Here is an 18,391-nt window from a genome sequence, read left to right on the forward strand (position 1 = left end):
CACGGTCGCGACCCCCACGAGGAGGCGCGGTGACCGACCCCGACGCCGCCCACGCCGCCGAGGCGCTCGCCGCGCTGCTCGGCGACACCGCTCGTCGCCTGGCCGAGCGCGGCGCCCGCGACGAGGCCCTCGCCACGATCAAGGCGTCGCGTCGCCTGCTCCTCGTGCACACCTCCGCCGCGATGGTGCCGGCCGGACGCGCGTGGCGGCTCGGCGTGCTGCTGCTCGACCGCGACGCCCGGGTGTGGGCGACGGGCTCGATCACCCGGGCCACCGAGCCGAAGCGCGAGCAGGGCCTCTCCGCCTCCGTCGAGGCGCGCCGCGACGCGCGGCGGGCCGCCTCGCGCCGGTTCACCGAGGGCGAGGTCGTGAACTTCGGCCACGTCGCGCTGCCGCTCGACGCCGAGTCGCTCGCGAGCGGGGCCGCCGACCCCCTCGTGCTGCGCGACGGGGTGGTGCACGTGCGCTGGGGCCGGGGCCCCGGCGAGGTGCGGGAGCTGGGTGCCTACCTGACGGACCGGTCCGAGTTCGTCTGACGCGCCTCCTCGTCGGGGCCGCCAGGTCGGCGGAACGTGCAGGGCGTGCAAGTTCGTGCCCGACAGGTGTGGGGCGGCCGGGCCGGGTGCAGGATGTCCGTCACCGATCCACCCGGCTGCACCGACTCCCTCCTGGAGGCCCTCGTGTCGACGACCACCACGCCCCCCGAGCACGGGGCGGACGCCCCGCCCACCGAGCTGAAGCGGGCCATCGGCCCCAAGCTGCTGCTGCTCTTCATCGTCGGCGACATCCTCGGCACGGGGGTCTACGCCCTGACCGGGCAGGTGGCGGCCGAGGTCGGCGGTGCCGCGTGGCTGCCGTTCCTCATCGCGTTCGGCGTCGCCCTCGTCACGGCGTTCTCGTACCTCGAGCTCGTGACGAAGTACCCGCAGACGGCCGGCGCCGCGCTCTACGTGCACAAGGCGTTCGGGGTGCACATCGTGACGTTCCTCGTCTGCTTCGTCGTCATGTGCTCGGGCATCACGAGCGCCTCGACGGCGTCACGGGCCTTCGCGGCGAACCTCGCGGTCGGCGTCGGCCTCGAGCTGCCGAACCTCGCCGTGATGGGCATCGCGATGGGCTTCATGCTGCTGGTCATGATCGTGAACTTCCGCGGCGTCAGCGAGAGCGTCAAGGCGAACGTCGTCCTGACCCTCGTCGAGCTGTCCGGGCTCGTCATGGTCATCTTGATCGGCTTCTACGCCATCGCGGGAGGCAACGCCGACCTGTCGCGGGTGACGATCTTCGAGACGCCGGGAGACAAGTCGCTGCTGCTCAGCGTCAGCACTGCCACGTCGCTCGCGTTCTTCGCGATGGTGGGCTTCGAGGACAGCGTCAACATGGCGGAGGAGACGAAGGACCCGAGCCGCATCTTCCCCCGCACCATGCTGACGGGGCTCGGCATCACCGCCGTGGTCTACGTGCTCGTGTCGATCTGCGCCGTGGCCGTCGTGCCGATCGGCGAGCTCGCCGACAACGAGACGCCGCTCGTGACCGTGGTGAACACGGCAGCGCCCGGCTTCCCGATCGGGCAGCTGCTGCCGTTCATCTCGATGTTCGCCGTCGCCAACAGCGCGCTGATCAACATGATGATGGCGAGCCGCCTGCTCTACGGCATGAGCAAGCAGGGCGTGCTGCCGGGCTTCCTGTCGAAGGTGCACCGCACCCGGCAGACGCCGTGGGCCTCGATCGTCTTCACGACCGCCCTGTCGCTGCTGCTCATCGGCTACGTCTCGCTCAGCCCCGAGTCGCCGGTCGTCGCGGTGCTCGGCGGCACGACCTCGCTGCTGCTGCTGGCCGTCTTCTCGATCGTCAACGTGACCGTGCTCGTGCTGCGGCGCGACGCGGTCGGCCACCACCACTTCCGCGCCGGTCGGGTGCTGCCGGTCGTCGGGGTGATCGCCTGCCTGTGGCTCGTCATGCCGTTCTCGTCGGGTCGCGGCGTGGAGCAGTACCAGATCGCCGGCATCCTGCTGGCGATCGGGCTGGTGCTGTGGGGCCTGACGATGCTGTCGCGACGACGGACGGACGCGTCGGGGAGTCGCGGGTCGACCCCGGCCCCCTGACCACGAGCGCACGGACCTCCCGGGGTCGACGAGTGTCCGCGTCTCGTCGCTCGGGGCGCGTCGAGCCGACCATCCGTGGACACTCGCGGCCCGCGGGGCGGGCGGTCAGTGCCGCTGCGAGAGGAGGGCGAGCACGTCGGCGTGGCGGCCCTCGGCCTCGGCGTCGCGGAGGAACCGCACGCGCTGCACCAGCACCTCCTCGACGTCGGGCTGCTGCTCGAGGATCTGCACGGTCTCGTCGAGGAACTCCTCGAGCGGCATGGCCGACTCGTCGTCCTGCTGGCCCATCAGCGTGGTCTGCACGGCCGGCGGCACGAGCTCGACGACCTGGAGGGGCGTGGCGGCCCACTGCACGCGCAGGCTCTGCGTGAACGAGTGCACGGCGGCCTTCGTCGCCGAGTAGGTCGGGGTCGCGGGCAGCGGCACGAAGGCGAGCCCCGACGACACGGTCATGAGCACGCCGTCGGGCTTGGCGGCGAGCCAGGGGCCGAAGGCGGCCGCGGTGCGGATCGTGCCGAGGAGGTTCGTCGTGACGATCGCCTCGGCGGTGTCGAGGTGAGCGGGGTCGCGGAGGTCCTCGGGCAGCATGATGCCCGCCATCGTGATCACCGCGTCGAGGCCCGGGTGCTCGCTCGTGACGGTCTCGAACGCCGACCGGATCGACTCGGGGTCGGCGACGTCGAGCTCGACGGCGTGCATGCCGGGGTGCGTGGCGACGATCTCGTCGAGCAGCGCGCGGCGGCGGCCGGCCACCACGACCGTGTCGCCGCGGGCGTGGAAGCGCTCGGCGAGGCCCAGGCCGATTCCCGACGTCGCTCCGGTGATCAGGACGGTGTTGCCCGTGGTCTTCATGGTGTCTCCTCGGTGGGGCTGCTCGGTGGGGCTGGGTGCCCCGTCGCGGTCCAGCCTGCTCCGCGCCTCCGACGGTCGGAAGGGAGCGCCGATCGGGGGATCGTCGGTCCCTGGTCAGCGCTGCCGCCAGGCGCGAGGATGAGGCCATGGACCGTCCCGGACTCGCCGAGTTCCTCCGAGCGCGCCGCGAGGCGCTGCAGCCCTCCGACGTCGGGCTGCCCTCCGGCGCGCGTCGTCGCACCGCCGGCCTCCGCCGGGAGGAGATCGCGTCGGTCGTCGGCATGTCCGCCGACTACTGGGCCCGCCTCGAGCAACGCCGGGGGCCGCAGCCGTCCGACCAGATGCTGACGGCGATCGCCCGGGGACTCCGCCTCGGCCTCGACGAGCGCGACCACCTCTTCCGCCTCGCCGGCCACGAGGCCCCGCGGCGCGCTCGCCGATCGCCGCACGTCAGCCCCGGCCTGATGCGCGTGCTCGACCGACTCGACGACACCCCCGCCCTCGTCATCACCGAGCTCGGCGAGACCCTCGCGCAGAACCGTCTGGCCGCGGCCGTCTTCGGCGACGACCTCTCGTGGACCGGCCTCGACCGCAGCGGCGTCCACCGCTGGTTCGCCCACCCGGAGGCGCGGGGCCAGTACCCGGCACGCGACCACGAGCACCAGGGTCGCCTCCAGGTCGCCCAGCTGCGGGTGGCGGCGTCGATGCCCGACCCCGATCCGCTCGCGGCGGAGGTCGTGGCGAGCCTGCTCCGGCGGAGCGAGGAGTTCCGGCGCTACTGGGACCTGCAGGAGGTCGGCTCGCGCTTCGACGAGCGCAAGACGCTGCAGCACCCCGAGGTCGGCGAGATCGACGTGCACTGCCAGGCGCTCTTCACCGAGGACCAGTCGCAGGTGCTGCTCGTGCTCACCCCGGCGCCGGGGACGGGCGCGGCCGAGGCGCTCGCCCTGCTCGGCGTCGTGGGCGAGCAGAGGTTCAGCCGGTCGTAGGGCCTCGGTCAGCCTCGGGAGCGCCAGGCCTCACCGTCGAACGGCGCGCCGCCGGGACGCCGTCCCGACGCGGCTGCGGATCGACCGGGTGCCCGCGGGTCGTACGCTCGGCGTCATGACCGACATCGACTGGAACACCGGCACCTGGACCACGCCTCCCGCCCGCGTGGAGGTCGGCGACGACGGGATGCGCGTCACCGCCGTCGAGGGCAGCGACGCCTGGCGCACGACCTCCTACGGCTTCGTCCACGACACCGAGCACGCCCTCCTCGCGCCGTTCGACCAGGACACCGCGGTGGAGGTGTCGTTCCGCCTCGACTTCGCCGCGCAGTTCGACCAGGCGGGCATGTTCGTCAAGGTCGACGACGCGACCTGGACCAAGACGGGCGTCGAGCGCAGCGACGGCGAGGACAGCCTCGGGGCCGTGGTGACCCGCGGCGTGTCCGACTGGTCGCTGTCGCCTGTCCCGGGGTGGCACGGCCGCGTCGTCACGATGCGGGCGAGCCGCTCCGGCGACGCGCTCACCATCCGGGCGAAGGTCGACGACGAGCCGTGGCGGCTGGTGCGGGTGGCGCCCTTCGACCCGGACGCCGAGGTGCACGCCGGGCCGATGTGCTGCGCCCCCTCGCGGGGCGACCTCACCGTCACCTTCACCGCCTGGCGCACCGGTCCCGCCGACGCCGGGCTCCACCCCGACGACTGAGCCCTCGCCGGAGCACGGTCCGAGTGCCTTACGACGCGGGGCTCTCCTCGTACGACCGCGCCGAGGTGTCGATGGCCCGGGGCTAGCCGACGTGCCGCCGGAGCTCCCGGGCGAGACGACGCACGGAGCGCGGGCCTCCCGTGGCGTCGTAGCCGACGTGGACGGAGAGCGCCCCGTCCTGCTCCATCCACTCGGTGAGCGCTGCCAGGGGCTGCGAGAGCTGGCGTGCGCCCAGCGTCACGATCCGTCGACCCCAGGCACGGTGGAGGCAGATGGCGATCGCGGCTGACGACCGCTCCGATCCCTCGGGCGGCAGCAGCCAGAAGGTCCAGGCGCTGCCGGTCATCCGCGGCAGGTACCGCTCGTCGACGGCACGGATGAGGACCTCGCCGAGCGACGTGTCGGCGGGGAGGCTCCATTCGAGCGAGTGGTCATCCACGTCCTCGCTCAGGGAGACTGCCTGGCGACTGAGCCGGACGACCTGCACGGGGACGGCGTCCCCTCTCCCGCCCGGAGGTCGCACGCTGCCACGTCGCGTCGCCCGCGGGAGCACGGCACGAGCCCGCTGGGCGGGCGGCCGTCGGGACGGCTCGGTGAGGACCAGCTCGGCGACGTCGACGACCGCGTCGCCGGGCATGTCCGGGTAGTAGTTCTCCCGGAGCTGTTCCGCGAAGCGCGTCATGTCCGTCCCGGCAGGCTGGTGGGCTCGCTCCGCCGTGAGCTCGTCGAGGCGGTACCGCCGCACCGCGGTGACGCGGCCGGCGAGCGGCGGGGCGGTGGGATGGTCGTCGAACACGAACGTCGCCGCTCCGACCTGGACCGACTCGCCCCAGCGGACCGTGGTCGCCTTCTCGCCGCTGACGATCGCGTCGAAGTGCTTCCGGTGGAAGTGGAGGAGGGGGCGAGCTGCGTCAGTCACTCGACCAGCCTGCCGCACGGTCGACCACGCTCCGAGCGCCGCGGACCATCGATCGGACGCGTCGAGACGGGCGTCGTGAGATGCCTCGGTGCGGTCGACGCGTCGGAGGTCACGGCCGCGGCGTGCGGCAGGGAGTGCTCCATCGCCTACCGAGCGGACGCCCGTTCATCGCGACTCGAAGCGGTGTTCCGTCGTCGCAGCCACGAGGCCACTGACGACGGCCGCGACCACTGGGTACGCGAACTCGCCAGCGGTCAGGCCCGAGGTCGCTGCCCAGTGCGCAGGGACCCAGGCCAGAGCGCCCGAGGTGACGCCGCTCACGCCAGCTACTGCCAGTACACGCCGCGAGCGAGTCGCGATCGGAAGTCGCTGGCGGACACGGAGGGCGACAGCAGCGGTGAGGATGCCGATGAGCAGGCCGGCAGCCACCGCCTCACCGACCGATCGGCTACCGGACGTTCTGTCCTCGGTCGTCGTCCCTACCGGGCGAGGTGCGAGTGGTCGGGCAGATCGATCTTGTCCGCCGGGAGCGAGAGACATCAGCATCGTCCCCCGCTCAGCTCCTCCTGATGAGCGCCAACCTCTCCACGTAAGTCGCGGCACCGGGGGGATGTCAAGGGTCAAATGATCCCCTTCCGGTGGCGGCGGCGCGGCGCGCACACTGGCCGTCGAGCGGGGGGCCGGACAGACGGATCAGGCTCCAGGGCCTCGCTCGCACATCCAGACAGCTGCGCACTCGCGCGAACCAAGGAGGTCGAGATGAGAACGATCGATCAACAGGGAGCTGGCAGTGCTCCCCTGTCGCGGCGGGCCGCGTGATGGCCGGCCGCCTGGCCGGAGCTGCCGGCGTCGCCGCCGTAGCGACCGCCGCCGCCGTCGTCGGACGACGACACCTCCGCCGCCCCGACGAGGGCGCCGGCTCCCCTCAGGAGTCCCGCTCCCGGTGGCAGGCCGTCACGCTCCTCGCCCAGCCGCAGGACGTGCTCGGTGCCGACGACGCCCCATCCTCCTTCGACGACCTCCGGGACACCGTCGAGGTGGAGGCGCGGCCCGCACCTGGCGACAAGGGCACCGAACTGCGCGCCCGCCTCCGCGAACGCGCCTCGACGAACGACGCCGCCGACGAGGCGGCCAAGAGCATCCGCGTCGCACTCCGACGGGCCAAACAGGTCATCGAAGCCGGCGAGGTACTGCGCGTCGACCCCACTCCCCACGGGGAGCGCAAGGCCACCCCCACCGGCGCCCTCGTCGACGAAGCCACCGATCGTGCCGACGAGGAGGGACTGCTGTGAGAGCCCTCACCTGGACCGGCGTCAACGAGACCTCGGTCGAGACCGTCGACGACCCGACGATCCTCAACGACCAGGACGTCATCGTCAAGGTCCACCTCAGCACGACGTGCGGGTCCGACCTGCACCTGCTCGGCGGGTACATCCCCACCATGCGGTCGGGCGACGTCCTCGGCCACGAGTTCATGGGCGAGATCGTCGAGGTCGGGTCGGCCGTCCGCGAACGCAAGGTCGGCGAGCGCGTCGTGGTCTGCTCGTTCGTCGCCTGCGGCCGGTGCTGGTACTGCACCCACGAGCTGTACTCGTTGTGCGACAACGGCAATCCCGACCCCGCCCTCACCGAGACCCTCTGGGGCTCCCCCATCGGCGGATGCTTCGCCTACAGCCACGCCCTCGGCGGCTACGCCGGCAGCCACGCCGAGTACATCCGCGTGCCCTACGGCGACCACGGCGCCTTCCCCGTCCCCGACGGTGTCTCGGACGAAGCAGCACTGTTCGCCTCGGACGCCGCCCCGACCGGCTGGACCGGCGCCGACCTCGCCGGCATCACGCCCGGCGACACCGTCGCCGTCTGGGGTGCCGGCGGCGTCGGACAGATGGCCGCCCGCGCCGCCATGCTGCTCGGCGCCGAGCAGGTCGTCGTCATCGACCAGCTGCCCGAACGGCTCGACCAGGTGCGGCAGCACGTCGGCGCCGAGATCCTCGACTTCGCGCAGGACGACGTCCTCGCCGAACTCAAGGAGCGCACCGGCGGCCGCGGCCCCGACGTCTGCATCGAGGCCGTCGGCATGGAAGCCGACGGCACCGGCGCGCAACACCTCTACGACCAGGTCAAACAACAGCTGCGGCTGCAGACCGACCGGCCCACCGCGCTGCGCGAGGCGATCTACGCCTGCCGCAAGGGCGGCAGCGTCTTCAGCCTCGGCGTCTTCGGCGGGCTCGTGGACAAGTTCCCGCTCGGGGCCCTCATGAACAAGGGCCTCACCCTGCGCGGGGCCCAGCAGCACGGCCACCGCTACATCCCGATGATCCTCGACCGCATCGCGGCCGGCGAGCTCCACACCGAGCACCTCGCGACCCACGTCCTCCCGCTCGAGCAGGGCCCCGAGGGCTACGAGATGTTCAAGTCCAAGGACGACGGCTGCGTCCGCGCCGTCTTCCGCCCCGGCACATGACACCGCGCCTCCGTCACCCCACCACCGAAGAGAGGGAAGAGATCATGAGAGCAGTCGTCTACGAAGGGCCGAGGAAGGTGTCGGTGAGCGACGTCCCCGACGCCCGCATCGAGCGGCCCACCGACGTCCTCGTCCGCATCACCAGCACCAACATCTGCGGGTCCGACCTGCACATGTACGAAGGCCGCACCGACTTCGAGACCGGCCGCTGGTTCGGCCACGAGAACCTGGGCCAGGTGATCGAGGTCGGCTCGGCCGTCGACAAGGTGCAGGTCGGCGACTGGGTCGTCCTGCCGTTCAACGTGGCCTGTGGCCACTGCAAGAACTGCGAACGCGGCCTGACCAACTACTGCCTCACCGCCCAGCCCGAACTCGCCTGGGCCGGCGCCGCCTTCGGGTTCGCCGACATGGGCCCGTGGCCCGGCGGGCAGGCCGAACTGCTGCGCGTGCCCTGGGGCGACTTCAACTGCCTGCGCCTCGGCGAGGACGCCGAAGAACGACAGACCGACTACGTCATGCTCGTCGACATCTTCCCCACCGGGTACCACGCCACCGAGATGGCCCACGTGAAGCCCGGCGACCAGACCGTCGTCTACGGGGCGGGGCCGGTCGGCGCGATGGCCGCCTACTCGGCGATCCTCAAGGGGGCGAGCAAGGTGATGGTCGTCGACCGGCACCCCGACCGGCTCGCGGCGATCGAGGAGATCGGGGCGATCCCCATCGACGACTCCTCCGTCGACCCGGTCGAGGCCGTCCTCGACCTGACGATGGGGCTCGGGGCCGACAACGGCTGCGAGTGCGTCGGCTACCAGGCCCACGACCCCGACGGTGCCGAGCAGCCCAACCTCACCCTGAACCGTCTCGTGCAGTCGGTGCGGTTCACCGGCGACATCGGCGTGGTCGGCGTGTACGTGCCGCAGGACCCGGGCGCGCCCGACGAACTGGCGAAGCAGGGCGTCATCACGTTCGACTACGGCCAGTTCTGGTTCCGCGGGCAGTCCATGGGCACCGGCCAGTGCCCGGTCAAGAAGTACAACCGGGCCCTGCGCGACCTCATCGCCGGCGGCAAGGCGAAGCCGTCGTGGATCGTCAGCCACGAGCTGTCGCTCGAGGAGGCCCCGCAGGCCTACGAGCACTTCGACGCCCGCGACGAAGGCTGGACCAAGGTCGTGCTGCACCCCGACGCCGTGCCGTCGGGCGGCTGATCCGAACGCACCCGACCCGTACCGCGCCCGAGCCGGACCGAGGAGCCCCGATGGACGACCGCATCCTGTCCCCCCGACGGACGGGCCTCTACGTCGCCATCGGGGTCGCCGTCGGCGTGGGCGTGGGGTCGGCCGGCGCACCGACGCTGGGCCCCCTGGCGGCCTGGTGCACGGCCGGCCTCATCGCCCTCGTCCACGTCTGGCGGGCCTGCTGGCCGCAGGATGCGGCAGGCACGGAGCACCTGGCGAACGAAGAGTCCAGCTCGCGCCTCACCGACGACGCCCTCGTCGTGGCCTGCCTCACGAGCGTCGCGGCCATGCTGCTCGCGCTCGTGCAGGCACGCGACACCAGCGACCCCGTGTCGGTCGCCACCGTCGTGCTGGGCATCCTCGCCACGATGGTCGCGTGGGCCCTCGTCAACACGGTCTACGCCCTGAAGTACGCCCGCATCTACTACGTCGACCACGACCGCGGCGGCTTCGACGTCAAGCAGGAGGCGCCTCCCACGTACAGCGACTTCGCCTACCTGGCCTTCACGATCGGCATGTCGTACTCGGCCCCGGACGTCGAACCCGCCGACACCCGGACTCGCCGCGCCGCACTCCCCCATGCGCTGCTGTCGTACTTCTTCGGCACTGTACTGATCGCCACCACCCTGAACCTGGTGACGAATCTCGCGCAGAGCTGACCACCTGCCGGTGAACCCCGAGATGGAGGCGCGTGGGAGGTCCGCAGGCGGCTCTTGTGACTGCCCCGGGATGTGGATAGCGTCGATCAACCCGGCTTTGCACTGCAGGGCCGTTCCGCGACTCCGAGCCGCTGGGGCCCTGCGTCGTCGACACGCAAGGATCAGTGATGGGCAGGCTCGCATACGACCAGGTGGCCTCGGTGGAGTTCGACGACCGACTGCTGCTGCACTTCCAGATCGTCATAGGGATCAAGCTTCGACGACATGAGTCGTTCTACTTCTCGTGGCGTGACGAACAGGCTGTGGGCAAGGGCCGACAGACCATCTGGCTGCACCCGGCCGTCCTGCTGGTGTTCAAGTACTACGGGTCACGGACTCCGCAGGTGAACCCCGCCTGGATCCACGCCCTCGAACTGGCAGCGAACACGACCACAGGCTTGCAACTCGTGCCCGAACCCGCCCTGCGACCGGACAACCACGTCACGGGCTGACCCCGGCCGGGATCGAGCGTTCGGGGTCTCCTCAGGAAGTGGACTGCACGCGAGCATGTGGATCGCCCGCTCCGGGCCCGCCCCGGAGGACTCGGTACAGGACCGCAGGACTACGCGACCGCTGCACGATCCTCCGTCGGGCAGCGCCGACATCGCGCAGGGACACGAGCCGAGCCTGTGGTATCCAAGGCTCGGTAGCTAGAGCGATGTCGAACAGGAGCCGATCGAGTTCGCTGCTCCCGTCCGCGCTCGAGGCGTCGATCATCACGTTGACCTGTCTTGCACCGCAAGGTAACTTGTGACGCATGACAGCAGACGTGGGAGCGCAACTGCGGAAGGGCGTCGTGGAGTACTGCATCCTCGGGCTCCTCGACCGTGAGCCGATGTACGGCTGGCAGCTCTCCGAGCAGCTCGTGGAGGCCGGCTTGGTCGCCAGCATCGGCACTCTCTACCCCCTCCTCGGTCGCCTCCGGACCCAGGGCCTCGTGACGGCGTTCGACCAGCCGTCAGCGACGGGACCGGTCCGGAAGTACTACCGCCCCACCCCGCTCGGGCGCGCCCAGCTGGCTGCGTTCCGCCTCCAGTGGGGCCCCTTCACCGCCTCGGTGCACCAACTCATCGGAGAGGACACTCATGACTGACACCACGCCCGAGATCACCACCACCTACCTCGCACAGCTCGACACCGAACTCGACCAGCTCCCGACGGAGCTGCACCGCGACATCCTCGCCGGCATAGGCGAAGAGCTCCGGGGACTGGACGCCGGAGCAGCCGCCGCCCGCATCCAGCAACTCGGCGACCCCGTCTTCATCGCCGCCGAAGCACGTAGCGAGGCCCAGGTCGGCGCCCCGGGCCGCGCCACGGAGATGCCGATTCCAGGCCGGACCTTCTCGATCGTCGCAGTCGTCGTCCTGATCGCCGGCTCGCTGCTGGTCCCGATCGTGGGCGCTCTGGCCGGTCTCCTCTTCGTCAGCCAGGCCAGGGCCTGGACTCGACAGGAGAAGACCGCAGCCTGGCTCGCGCCCGTGGGCATCGCCCTCCTCGCGGTGGTGGCCGTGGCAGTGATGGCGTCAGCCGACCTCGGCGGCGCCCACCTCGTCGTCCTGGTCAGTTACCTCGTCTTCCCTCTTGAGGGCATCGCACTTGCCATCCGGGCTCGGCACCGAGCCTGGCGCCCCTGAGTCAGCCCCTCGAGGCCACCCGCTGACCGATCCCCTTCCGGACGCTGCTGCAGGCAGTAAGTTCGCCACATGGTCGCGAACGTTCGAGGAGCTTTGCACCAGAGGTGGTTCCAAGGCGCCCTCTGCGTCTGGGCCCTTGTGGGTCTCGTCGCTCTCGGCGCACTGGTCCTCGACTACTCATGGAATTGGGTGAGCGTGGCAACCGGCGCCGGAGGGGTCGCCAGTTCTCTCTTCGTCTTCCGGGGCCTGTGGATCAGTTCAGCGCCCCCTCGCGGACTGGGGAGCGACGATTGACCATCGCCCCGGTGGAGAGTCGCTCATGAGATGATGATGCGATCTCCGCTCGCGTCATTGAGCTGCTTATTGGTCACAGAGCGTTGAGCGGGCATCATCAACGGATGGTCAAAGGTGCACTGGGCGTCGGTTGGCGTGTCTACCGGGCCCGTCGGCTTGAGTTCGTGGACTCAGCGAGAGTCCGGAGAAGGACGAGGGTGGGTGCGCTCGTAGCCTTGGCGGTTGCGGTTCTCCTCGTCATCGGCACCGTCTACTGGGACATCTTCGATGGACCGCCAGTACGGGACGGCGTAGCAATCATCTTCTTCTCGGCCGCCGTGGCTTGTCTGGTCATGGCGTTCGTCCCCGTGGCCGACCCCGGCACTTCTCCCAGCCCAGGAAAGATGCTTGGAGACTGGCGACGAAGCGAGCGCATAGAGCGTCAGTTCGCGAGACACCCGCCCACGATCGTGCCGGAAGACCGGGACGAGGTCATCGCCGGCTCACAACGACTCCTCGCCACGTCAGTCATTGCCGTTGACCGCTCCAAGTGGGTCCCGTGTGGACATCTCCTGGCCTGGGTTGCCCTCGTCGTCGCAGGGATGGCCTCGCCAGACCAATTGACGCTGCTGCTTCTGCCCCTCATCTTCAGTGCTCTCTACAGCACCGCCGTCCTCGCATCGGTTACAGCGGCCGGCCGTGCCGACGCTGCACACCACCGCGCACTGTCACTCCCGCCCACACCCGCGGACAGCTCGCCAGTCCGAACGAAGAGCAGCCCACCCATTTCCCGGTTGGCCCTTCCTGACGAGTAAGCACGGCACTGGAAGTACTGGGCCCCGGAGGACGATCCCCTATCGCGACACGGGGCCTTGTCCGTCACCGCGAGTCTTACCGTTGACGCTTCGTCGGTCGAGGAGGGCAACGGCGATGAGCGCGGCCGGGATGAGGATGATGTTGAACGGCGCTGCGGCGTCGAGGAACGGGTTGTGCGGGCTGCGGACGGCCTCGTCGACGCCGCCGCTGACGAGGAACGTCGTCGGGTCGGTCAGGGCGTGGATGATCATCGGCCAGATTATGCTGCCGGTGACGCGCATCGTGAGGTACATCATCATCCCGAAGCCGAACGCGATGAGCACCGTCAGCCCGACGATCAGCGGCGCCTGGCCGGTGAAGATGTTCACCGAGTGCGACAGACCGAACACGGCGCTCGAGACGACGGCCACCGTCCATTCTCGGTGCCCTGTCTCGCGGAGGACGGTGACGACGACACCCCGGTAGAGGATCTCCTCGGTGAAGCCGATGAACAGGCCCACGAAGAACGACATGGGCACGACCCCGGCGGCGTAGACGCCGTAGTCGGTTCCGATCAGCTGAAGCACGATCGGGATCACGACCAGGGCGACGGCGATCCACATCCACCAGCGCCGGCTCGCGGTCTGCCGGGCGAAGACCGGCCGGGCGAGCCCGGACGTCCAGACGAACACGACGAGGATCACGGCGCCGATGATGAGCGGCGCGCCGAGCCCGAAGAGCACGGTGGTGGGCGAGGCGAAGATGTCGTCGCCGACCCGGTCGCCGAAGGCCCGGCCGAGGAGGAACCCGGCGAGTTCGTAGAGGCCGAGGTAGCCGACGACCGCGAGCAGCGCTTTCCACCATCGCCCGCGGGCCCAGAAGCGCCGCCAGGCAGATCCTCCAGGGAGCGGTGGGGTCGCCATCGGGGCAGTGGTCATGGTCGTCATCCCTCGGTCGGGGCTGCAGCGGCGGGGTCGCCGAGTCGTGCGGAGCGGGTGCGTCGGTTGCGCTGGTCTTCGCGGATGACGCTGATCAGGCCCCCGAGGGAGGCGACGATGAGCAGGGTCTGCAGCACGGCGGCGGGCCACATGGTGGACATGTCCGTCTCGTTCTGCTGCATGAGCGCCTCCGACGTGCTGGTGGCACCAGACGAGAGATAGAGGAGGCAGTCGGTCAGCGCGTGCACGGCCATCGCCACCCAGAGGCGGCCCGTGACACGTCGTACCCAGTACAAGAGGGAGCCGTTCATCATCAAGAACGTCACCTGGAACAAGATCACCCCCGGTGGCACGCCCGCCCAGACGCTCCCGACCACGTGTGCGAGGCCGAACACCGCCGAGGTGCCGAGCAGTGTGACGAGCTCACCGTGCCGAGCCCGGAGGGACTCGAGCAGGATGCCCCGGAGGAAAAGCTCTTCACCGATGCCGACGAGCGTCGTGGCCAGCACGACGATGACCACCACGCCGGCGACCTGGTCACCCCAGGAGATGAACGGGACCTGGGAGAGTGCCAGGGCCACCATCAGCACCGGTATCGACACCAGCCACAACCGCCTCGGCATCAGCCGGGGAGTCGGCGTCTCCCGGAACACGCGCCGGGCGTCCCAGCCTGACCACCGGAACACGAACATCAAGCCCAGGGCGACCGCGATCGGCAAGGGAATGAGGTGGGACACCGCGAGCTCGGCTGTGTCGCCGCCAGCGAGGTCACCGGCGAGCGTGCCGAGGACCGCCGCGAACAATACGTAGACGACCACCGCGGCGAGCCCCACCCAGAAGGCCCGTGGCACGCGTGTCAGCTCGGACTCCATCGCCTGCGGGCTCCCCGACTTCACGGGTCGACGGGAAGGATTCATGCGACACCCCGATGCAGATGCCGAGCTGCCTGATCAGCTCGAGCAGCACTCAGTATCGCGGGCACCCGATCTGAAGGGCAAGACGGCTGGCGTCACACATTCAAGTGCTCTCAGCGCCACTTAGCCACACGACTCTGGACCCCACACAAAGCCGAGGACCCTTCTCACAGCCGATCAAGTCATTCCCGACAGGCGATCCCCTACCGGGACAGCTGCCCGACTGGTGAGAGCTGCAAGTGAGCCAGTCAGCTATCGAGCGCGAGGACCCAGAGGGCCAGTAGGACACCGGTCGCAACGAGCAACCCGATTCCGGACCAGAACCACGGAGCACTCGGACCGCGCTCCGCCCTGGCCCGCGCGAGGCCGTCTCTGCGAACGGCCATCACACAAGCGCGTCCGATCAGCCCAAATCCCCCTAAGGCGACGATCACGAGCCCCGACCAGGTCCACCACGAGAACTCCATGTGATGAGGATGCCGGAGACGACGAACTACTGCGCGCGGGCCACTGACCGGCAGCCACTGTCTCACCGACCGATCACTCATCGGACTCGATAACTAGACATCGCCAAGCCGGCCGCCTCGGGCGCGTCGTGCGTAGATGAGCTCCGAGGTCCACCGCCCCTGCCAAAGCTCGTTCTCGACCAGATGCGCTTCCTGGCTCATCTCGAGGCGCTCGCAGAGCCGCGCCGATGCGGTGTTGTCTGCGTCGAGCCGTGCGAAGACCCGGTGCGCGCGCTTGTCGCGGAAGAGGTGCTGGACCAGCGCCTCGGCCGCTTCGGTCGCGTAGCCACGGCCCCCATGATCCGGGTCGAACACCCAACCGATCTCCACCTGCGCCGACTCGACCCCGTCCAATCGCGCGCTCACCTCTCCCACGAGCGTGCCGTCAGCTCCGAGGGTGACGGCCAGCAAAAGGCGGTCATCTTTCTGCTGGAAGACGCCCTCCTGGTTGCGGCAGATGCCAGCCAGGACACTCACGGCGTCGTGCGGCTCACGGAAGAGGTACTGCGACACGTCCTCGCGGCCCTGGTACCGCAGACGCGCGGGGCCATCGGAGACCTCGAACGCCCGGAGAGCGAGGCGATCAGTCCTGATCGGCGTCGGTCGAGCAGAGGACAGTGGCGTTGCCTCAGACACTCTTCTCCTCCCCTCCTCGCTGAATCGTGCGGTAGACCGTCGAACGGGCGACCCCGAAGAGCCCGGCGATCTCGCTGGTCGTGTGCTCGCCGGTGCGGTGCAGCTGCACGAGGTGCTTCTCCTGGGAGGGGGTGAGCTTGGGCTTGCGGCCGCGGAGCTTGCCGGCGGCCTCGGCGATGGCCATGCCCTCCCGGGTGCGGGCCCGGATGAGGTCGGCTTCGAATTCGGCGACCATCCCGAGGACGTTGAACAGGAGCCGGCCGACAGGGTCGGTGGGGTCGTAGACGGCTCCCCCGAGGTTCAGGGCGACGCCCTTCTTCGTGAGCTCGTCGGCGATGTCGGTCGCGTCTCGCAGCGATCGAGCGAGCCGGTCGAGCTTCGTCACGACCAGGACGTCGCCGGCACGGCACGCGGCCAGCGCCTCGCGGAGCCCCGGCCTGGCTCGAGTCGTCCCCGAGAGGCCGTGGTCGACATGCACGTGTTGATCGTCAACACCCAGTGCTGCAAGACCGTCACGTTGTGCTGCGAGATCATGCCCGGAGGTCGACACGCGGGCGTATCCGATGAGCATCCGATGACTGTAGCGTTTGAACCCCCATCACCGGGCATTTTTGCGGGACAGGCATACGCGAATCCACAGGCCAGACCCCACTTGACCTCAGCCGACCCAGACGGGCCCGAGCAGGTGTCCCGATGAACGACCCCGCCCGGGCGCCCCCGCTCCCCCAGCGAGCCCGGGTTATCCTCGGATGCCCGACCCGACCTGGAGGACCGACCCGTGCGCCGTGTGCTGATCGCCGCCTCCGTCGTGTTCTGCGCGGGAGCGCTGGCCCTCGTCGTCGCCGTCGTCATGGTCGTCTCGTCGCTCGCCGGTCCCCGCTCCGCCCCCGACACCGCCGCGATCACGAGCGGCCCGGTCTGCCCCGACGTCGAGCCCGTCGTCGTCGGCACGATCTCGGTGCCCGCGGGCCCGATCGCCGGCTACTGCCAGGACCGCCTCGTCAACGCCGCCTGGATCATGGAGGCGGCGAAGGCCCAGGGCATCGGCACCCACACCCAGGCCATCGGCGTGATGACGGCGATGGGCGAGTCGAGCCTCCGCAACATCGACTACGGCGACGCCGCCGGACCCGACAGCCGCGGGCTCTTCCAGCAGCGCGACAACGGCCTCTGGGGCACCTACGAGCAGCGCATGGACCCCTACACGGCCGCCACCAGCTTCTTCACGAAGCTCGTCGCCATCCCGGGCTGGAAGGACCTCACCCCCACCCAGGCGGCCCACGCCGTGCAGGTCAACGCCGACCCCGACCACTACACGCGCTGGTGGGCGGACGCCGAGACGGTCGTCGCGGCGCTCACGGCGAGCCCGGCACCGTAGGCGACGGCCTCCGGAACGGGACCATGCCGCGAGGCCGGCCCGCGCCTCCTCGTGGGGTCACCAGCCGAGGGTGCCGGGCGCTCCCTTGAAGGGGCCGACGACGCGCGACGTCACCCAGCCGCCGTAGAAGTCTCCCGCCTGCGCGGCGACGACCTCGCCGTCGACCTCGCACGAGTCCATGCGCCCGGGGTAGACCGCGACGTGGTCGACGAGCATCTCGAAGCCCGGCCACGGCGTGGCGTAGTACCAGGCCGCCGAGGAGGCGCGGCGTCCGCCGCCGAGGACGTCCAGGTACCCGGCACGCCCCTTGAACTCGCACATGCTCGCGCCGTCCGCCTGTGCCAGCGCTCCCGGCACGAACGACGACCGGGGCAGGTAGTAGACCGGCGGGTGGCTCGTCTCGAGCACGCGGTACGACGCGGTCGCGTCGGCCACGACCTCGCCGCCGAGGCGCACGACTAGGCGCTCGGTGCTGGGCTCGACGCGGGGCGGGCGCGGGTAGTCCCAGACGGACTCCTGGCCGGGGCCGGGCTCCTCGGGGCGGACGGGCTCGCGCTTGGCTCTCATGGGAGGCAGTCTGCTCCCGCGGGCTGGGCGCGGCACCGGGTCGGGCAGCGGGACCGGGACCGCGGCGGGCGGGACCGCGGCGGGCGGGCGCGGCTCCGACGGACCTCGGGCCGGTCGGGTGTCGGCGGGAGCGGGCAGGATGGCGGCATGAAGCTCGCCGAGGCCCTGATGACCCGCGCCGACCTGCAGCGGCGGATCGAGCAGGTGCGGTCGCGGATCGCCGCGAACGCCCGCTACCAGGAGGGCGAGGAGCCCCAGGAGGACGCCGCCGCGCTCGTCGCCGAGGTGTCGGAGGCGCTCGACCGCGTCGAGGAGCTCGTCGTCGCGGTCAACCTCACCAACGCCGCGGTGCAGCTGGCGGACGGTCGCACGATGACGGCGGCCCTCGCTCGACGCGAGACGCTGCGCACCCGCCACGCGGTGCTGTCCGGCGCGGCCGACGCCGCCCAGGGGCAGGGCGGCGGGTACCGCCAGATGCGCAGCGAGCTCCGGCAGATCTCAGCGCTGCCGGTGGTCGAGCTCCGTCGCCGAGCCGACGACGTGGCGCGCGAGCTTCGCGAGCTCGACGTCGAGATCCAGCGGACGAACTGGGAGGCCGACCTCCTCACCTGACGACGGACACCGCACGGCGAGTCGGTAGACGGCGCCCGGAGCGAGCACGAGCCGTGGCCGGCGGTGAACCCGGCCCCTGTCGGCGCGAGGGCAGCGCCATCCCCGCATGATGCAGCCCTGCACGTCGCACAGGCGACTCCTCATCGAGGACGTCTCACCACCGTGTGCTGGCCGGG

At 70.5% G+C, this 18,391-nt stretch carries 21 protein-coding genes; 14 read left to right on the top strand and 7 right to left on the bottom strand.

Annotated features, from left to right (window positions below; genetic code table 11):
* Positions 1-29: 29 nt before the first annotated feature.
* Complete coding sequence (locus EDF38_RS08345; protein WP_123354799.1) at positions 30-536, top strand: hypothetical protein; 507 nt, start codon at positions 30-32, stop codon at positions 534-536.
* Between the two features lie 144 nt (positions 537-680).
* Positions 681-2,102 (top strand): APC family permease, encoded by a 1,422-nt coding sequence (locus EDF38_RS08350; protein WP_233572305.1) that lies wholly within the window; start codon positions 681-683, stop codon positions 2,100-2,102.
* Positions 2,103-2,207: 105 nt separating this feature from the next.
* Here the strand turns inward: EDF38_RS08350 and EDF38_RS08355 are convergent, their stop codons facing one another.
* Positions 2,208-2,954 carry an SDR family oxidoreductase gene (locus EDF38_RS08355; protein WP_123354801.1) on the bottom strand — a complete coding sequence of 249 codons (747 nt, stop codon included), beginning with the start codon at positions 2,952-2,954 and terminating at the stop codon, positions 2,208-2,210.
* Positions 2,955-3,100: 146 nt separating this feature from the next.
* Here EDF38_RS08355 and EDF38_RS08360 point away from each other — a divergent pair, with 146 nt between their 5' ends.
* The gene (locus EDF38_RS08360; RefSeq protein ID WP_123354802.1) at positions 3,101-3,943 is read left to right on the top strand and encodes a helix-turn-helix transcriptional regulator; all 843 of its coding nucleotides are present in this window, start codon (positions 3,101-3,103) and stop codon (positions 3,941-3,943) included.
* 115 nt (positions 3,944-4,058) lie between these two features.
* A complete protein-coding gene (locus EDF38_RS08365; RefSeq protein WP_123354803.1) occupies positions 4,059-4,646 on the top strand; it encodes a DUF1349 domain-containing protein in 588 nt (195 codons plus the stop codon).
* A gap of 82 nt (positions 4,647-4,728) precedes the next feature.
* Here EDF38_RS08365 and EDF38_RS08370 read toward each other — a convergent pair whose 3' ends face one another.
* Positions 4,729-5,565 carry an ASCH domain-containing protein gene (locus tag EDF38_RS08370; protein ID WP_123354804.1) on the bottom strand — a complete coding sequence of 279 codons (837 nt, stop codon included), beginning with the start codon at positions 5,563-5,565 and terminating at the stop codon, positions 4,729-4,731.
* Positions 5,566-6,380: 815 nt separating this feature from the next.
* On the opposite strand from EDF38_RS08370, the gene EDF38_RS08380 reads away from it, so the two are divergent.
* From EDF38_RS08380 to EDF38_RS08415, 8 genes are all read left to right on the top strand, one after another.
* Complete coding sequence (locus EDF38_RS08380) at positions 6,381-6,857, top strand: hypothetical protein (RefSeq protein WP_199734617.1); 477 nt, start codon at positions 6,381-6,383, stop codon at positions 6,855-6,857.
* Complete coding sequence (locus EDF38_RS08385; RefSeq protein WP_123354807.1) at positions 6,854-8,029, top strand: zinc-dependent alcohol dehydrogenase; 1,176 nt, start codon at positions 6,854-6,856, stop codon at positions 8,027-8,029. Before EDF38_RS08380 ends, EDF38_RS08385 begins: the two co-directional genes overlap by 4 nt.
* Before the next feature lie 83 nt (positions 8,030-8,112).
* The gene (locus EDF38_RS08390; protein WP_370275610.1) at positions 8,113-9,234 is read left to right on the top strand and encodes a glutathione-independent formaldehyde dehydrogenase; all 1,122 of its coding nucleotides are present in this window, start codon (positions 8,113-8,115) and stop codon (positions 9,232-9,234) included.
* A gap of 50 nt (positions 9,235-9,284) precedes the next feature.
* Positions 9,285-9,923, top strand: coding sequence for a DUF1345 domain-containing protein (locus EDF38_RS08395; protein ID WP_123354809.1), 639 nt, complete (start codon positions 9,285-9,287; stop codon positions 9,921-9,923).
* 167 nt (positions 9,924-10,090) lie between these two features.
* On the top strand, positions 10,091-10,414 hold the full coding sequence (locus EDF38_RS08400) for an ATP-dependent DNA ligase (RefSeq protein ID WP_123354810.1): 324 nt from the start codon (positions 10,091-10,093) through the stop codon (positions 10,412-10,414).
* A gap of 305 nt (positions 10,415-10,719) precedes the next feature.
* A complete protein-coding gene (locus tag EDF38_RS08405; RefSeq protein WP_123354811.1) occupies positions 10,720-11,055 on the top strand; it encodes a PadR family transcriptional regulator in 336 nt (111 codons plus the stop codon).
* Entirely contained in the window at positions 11,048-11,596 is a 549-nt protein-coding gene (locus tag EDF38_RS08410) for a hypothetical protein (protein WP_123354812.1), read from the top strand. The genes EDF38_RS08405 and EDF38_RS08410 overlap by 8 nt, the downstream gene beginning before the upstream one ends.
* Before the next feature lie 491 nt (positions 11,597-12,087).
* Positions 12,088-12,684: a hypothetical protein gene (locus EDF38_RS08415; RefSeq protein WP_123354813.1), complete on the top strand. Its 597-nt coding sequence runs from the start codon at positions 12,088-12,090 to the stop codon at positions 12,682-12,684.
* Between the two features lie 39 nt (positions 12,685-12,723).
* Here EDF38_RS08415 and EDF38_RS08420 read toward each other — a convergent pair whose 3' ends face one another.
* The 4 genes from EDF38_RS08420 to EDF38_RS08440 form a co-directional block, all read right to left on the bottom strand.
* Positions 12,724-13,602, bottom strand: a complete 879-nt coding sequence (locus EDF38_RS08420; RefSeq protein WP_148061466.1) for a CPBP family intramembrane glutamic endopeptidase — start codon at positions 13,600-13,602, stop codon at positions 12,724-12,726.
* Between the two features lie 5 nt (positions 13,603-13,607).
* On the bottom strand, positions 13,608-14,474 hold the full coding sequence (locus EDF38_RS08425) for a CPBP family intramembrane glutamic endopeptidase (protein WP_158613334.1): 867 nt from the start codon (positions 14,472-14,474) through the stop codon (positions 13,608-13,610).
* A 602-nt stretch (positions 14,475-15,076) separates the two neighbouring features.
* A complete protein-coding gene (locus tag EDF38_RS08435) occupies positions 15,077-15,658 on the bottom strand; it encodes a GNAT family N-acetyltransferase (protein WP_123354817.1) in 582 nt (193 codons plus the stop codon).
* Complete coding sequence (locus EDF38_RS08440) at positions 15,651-16,229, bottom strand: recombinase family protein (RefSeq protein ID WP_123354818.1); 579 nt, start codon at positions 16,227-16,229, stop codon at positions 15,651-15,653. Before EDF38_RS08440 ends, EDF38_RS08435 begins: the two co-directional genes overlap by 8 nt.
* 207 nt (positions 16,230-16,436) lie before the next feature.
* Here EDF38_RS08440 and EDF38_RS08445 point away from each other — a divergent pair, with 207 nt between their 5' ends.
* A complete protein-coding gene (locus EDF38_RS08445; RefSeq protein WP_148061467.1) occupies positions 16,437-17,036 on the top strand; it encodes a hypothetical protein in 600 nt (199 codons plus the stop codon).
* A 57-nt stretch (positions 17,037-17,093) separates the two neighbouring features.
* On the opposite strand, the gene EDF38_RS08450 is transcribed toward EDF38_RS08445, so the two are convergent.
* Positions 17,094-17,603: a DUF427 domain-containing protein gene (locus EDF38_RS08450; protein ID WP_123354820.1), complete on the bottom strand. Its 510-nt coding sequence runs from the start codon at positions 17,601-17,603 to the stop codon at positions 17,094-17,096.
* A gap of 147 nt (positions 17,604-17,750) precedes the next feature.
* Between EDF38_RS08450 and EDF38_RS08455 the strand changes: the two genes are divergently transcribed.
* A complete protein-coding gene (locus EDF38_RS08455; RefSeq protein ID WP_123354821.1) occupies positions 17,751-18,215 on the top strand; it encodes a DIP1984 family protein in 465 nt (154 codons plus the stop codon).
* The last annotated feature ends 176 nt before the right edge of the window (positions 18,216-18,391 follow it).

The sequence above is a fragment of the Frigoribacterium sp. PhB160 genome (assembly GCF_003751785.1).
Lineage (GTDB): Bacteria > Actinomycetota > Actinomycetes > Actinomycetales > Microbacteriaceae > Frigoribacterium.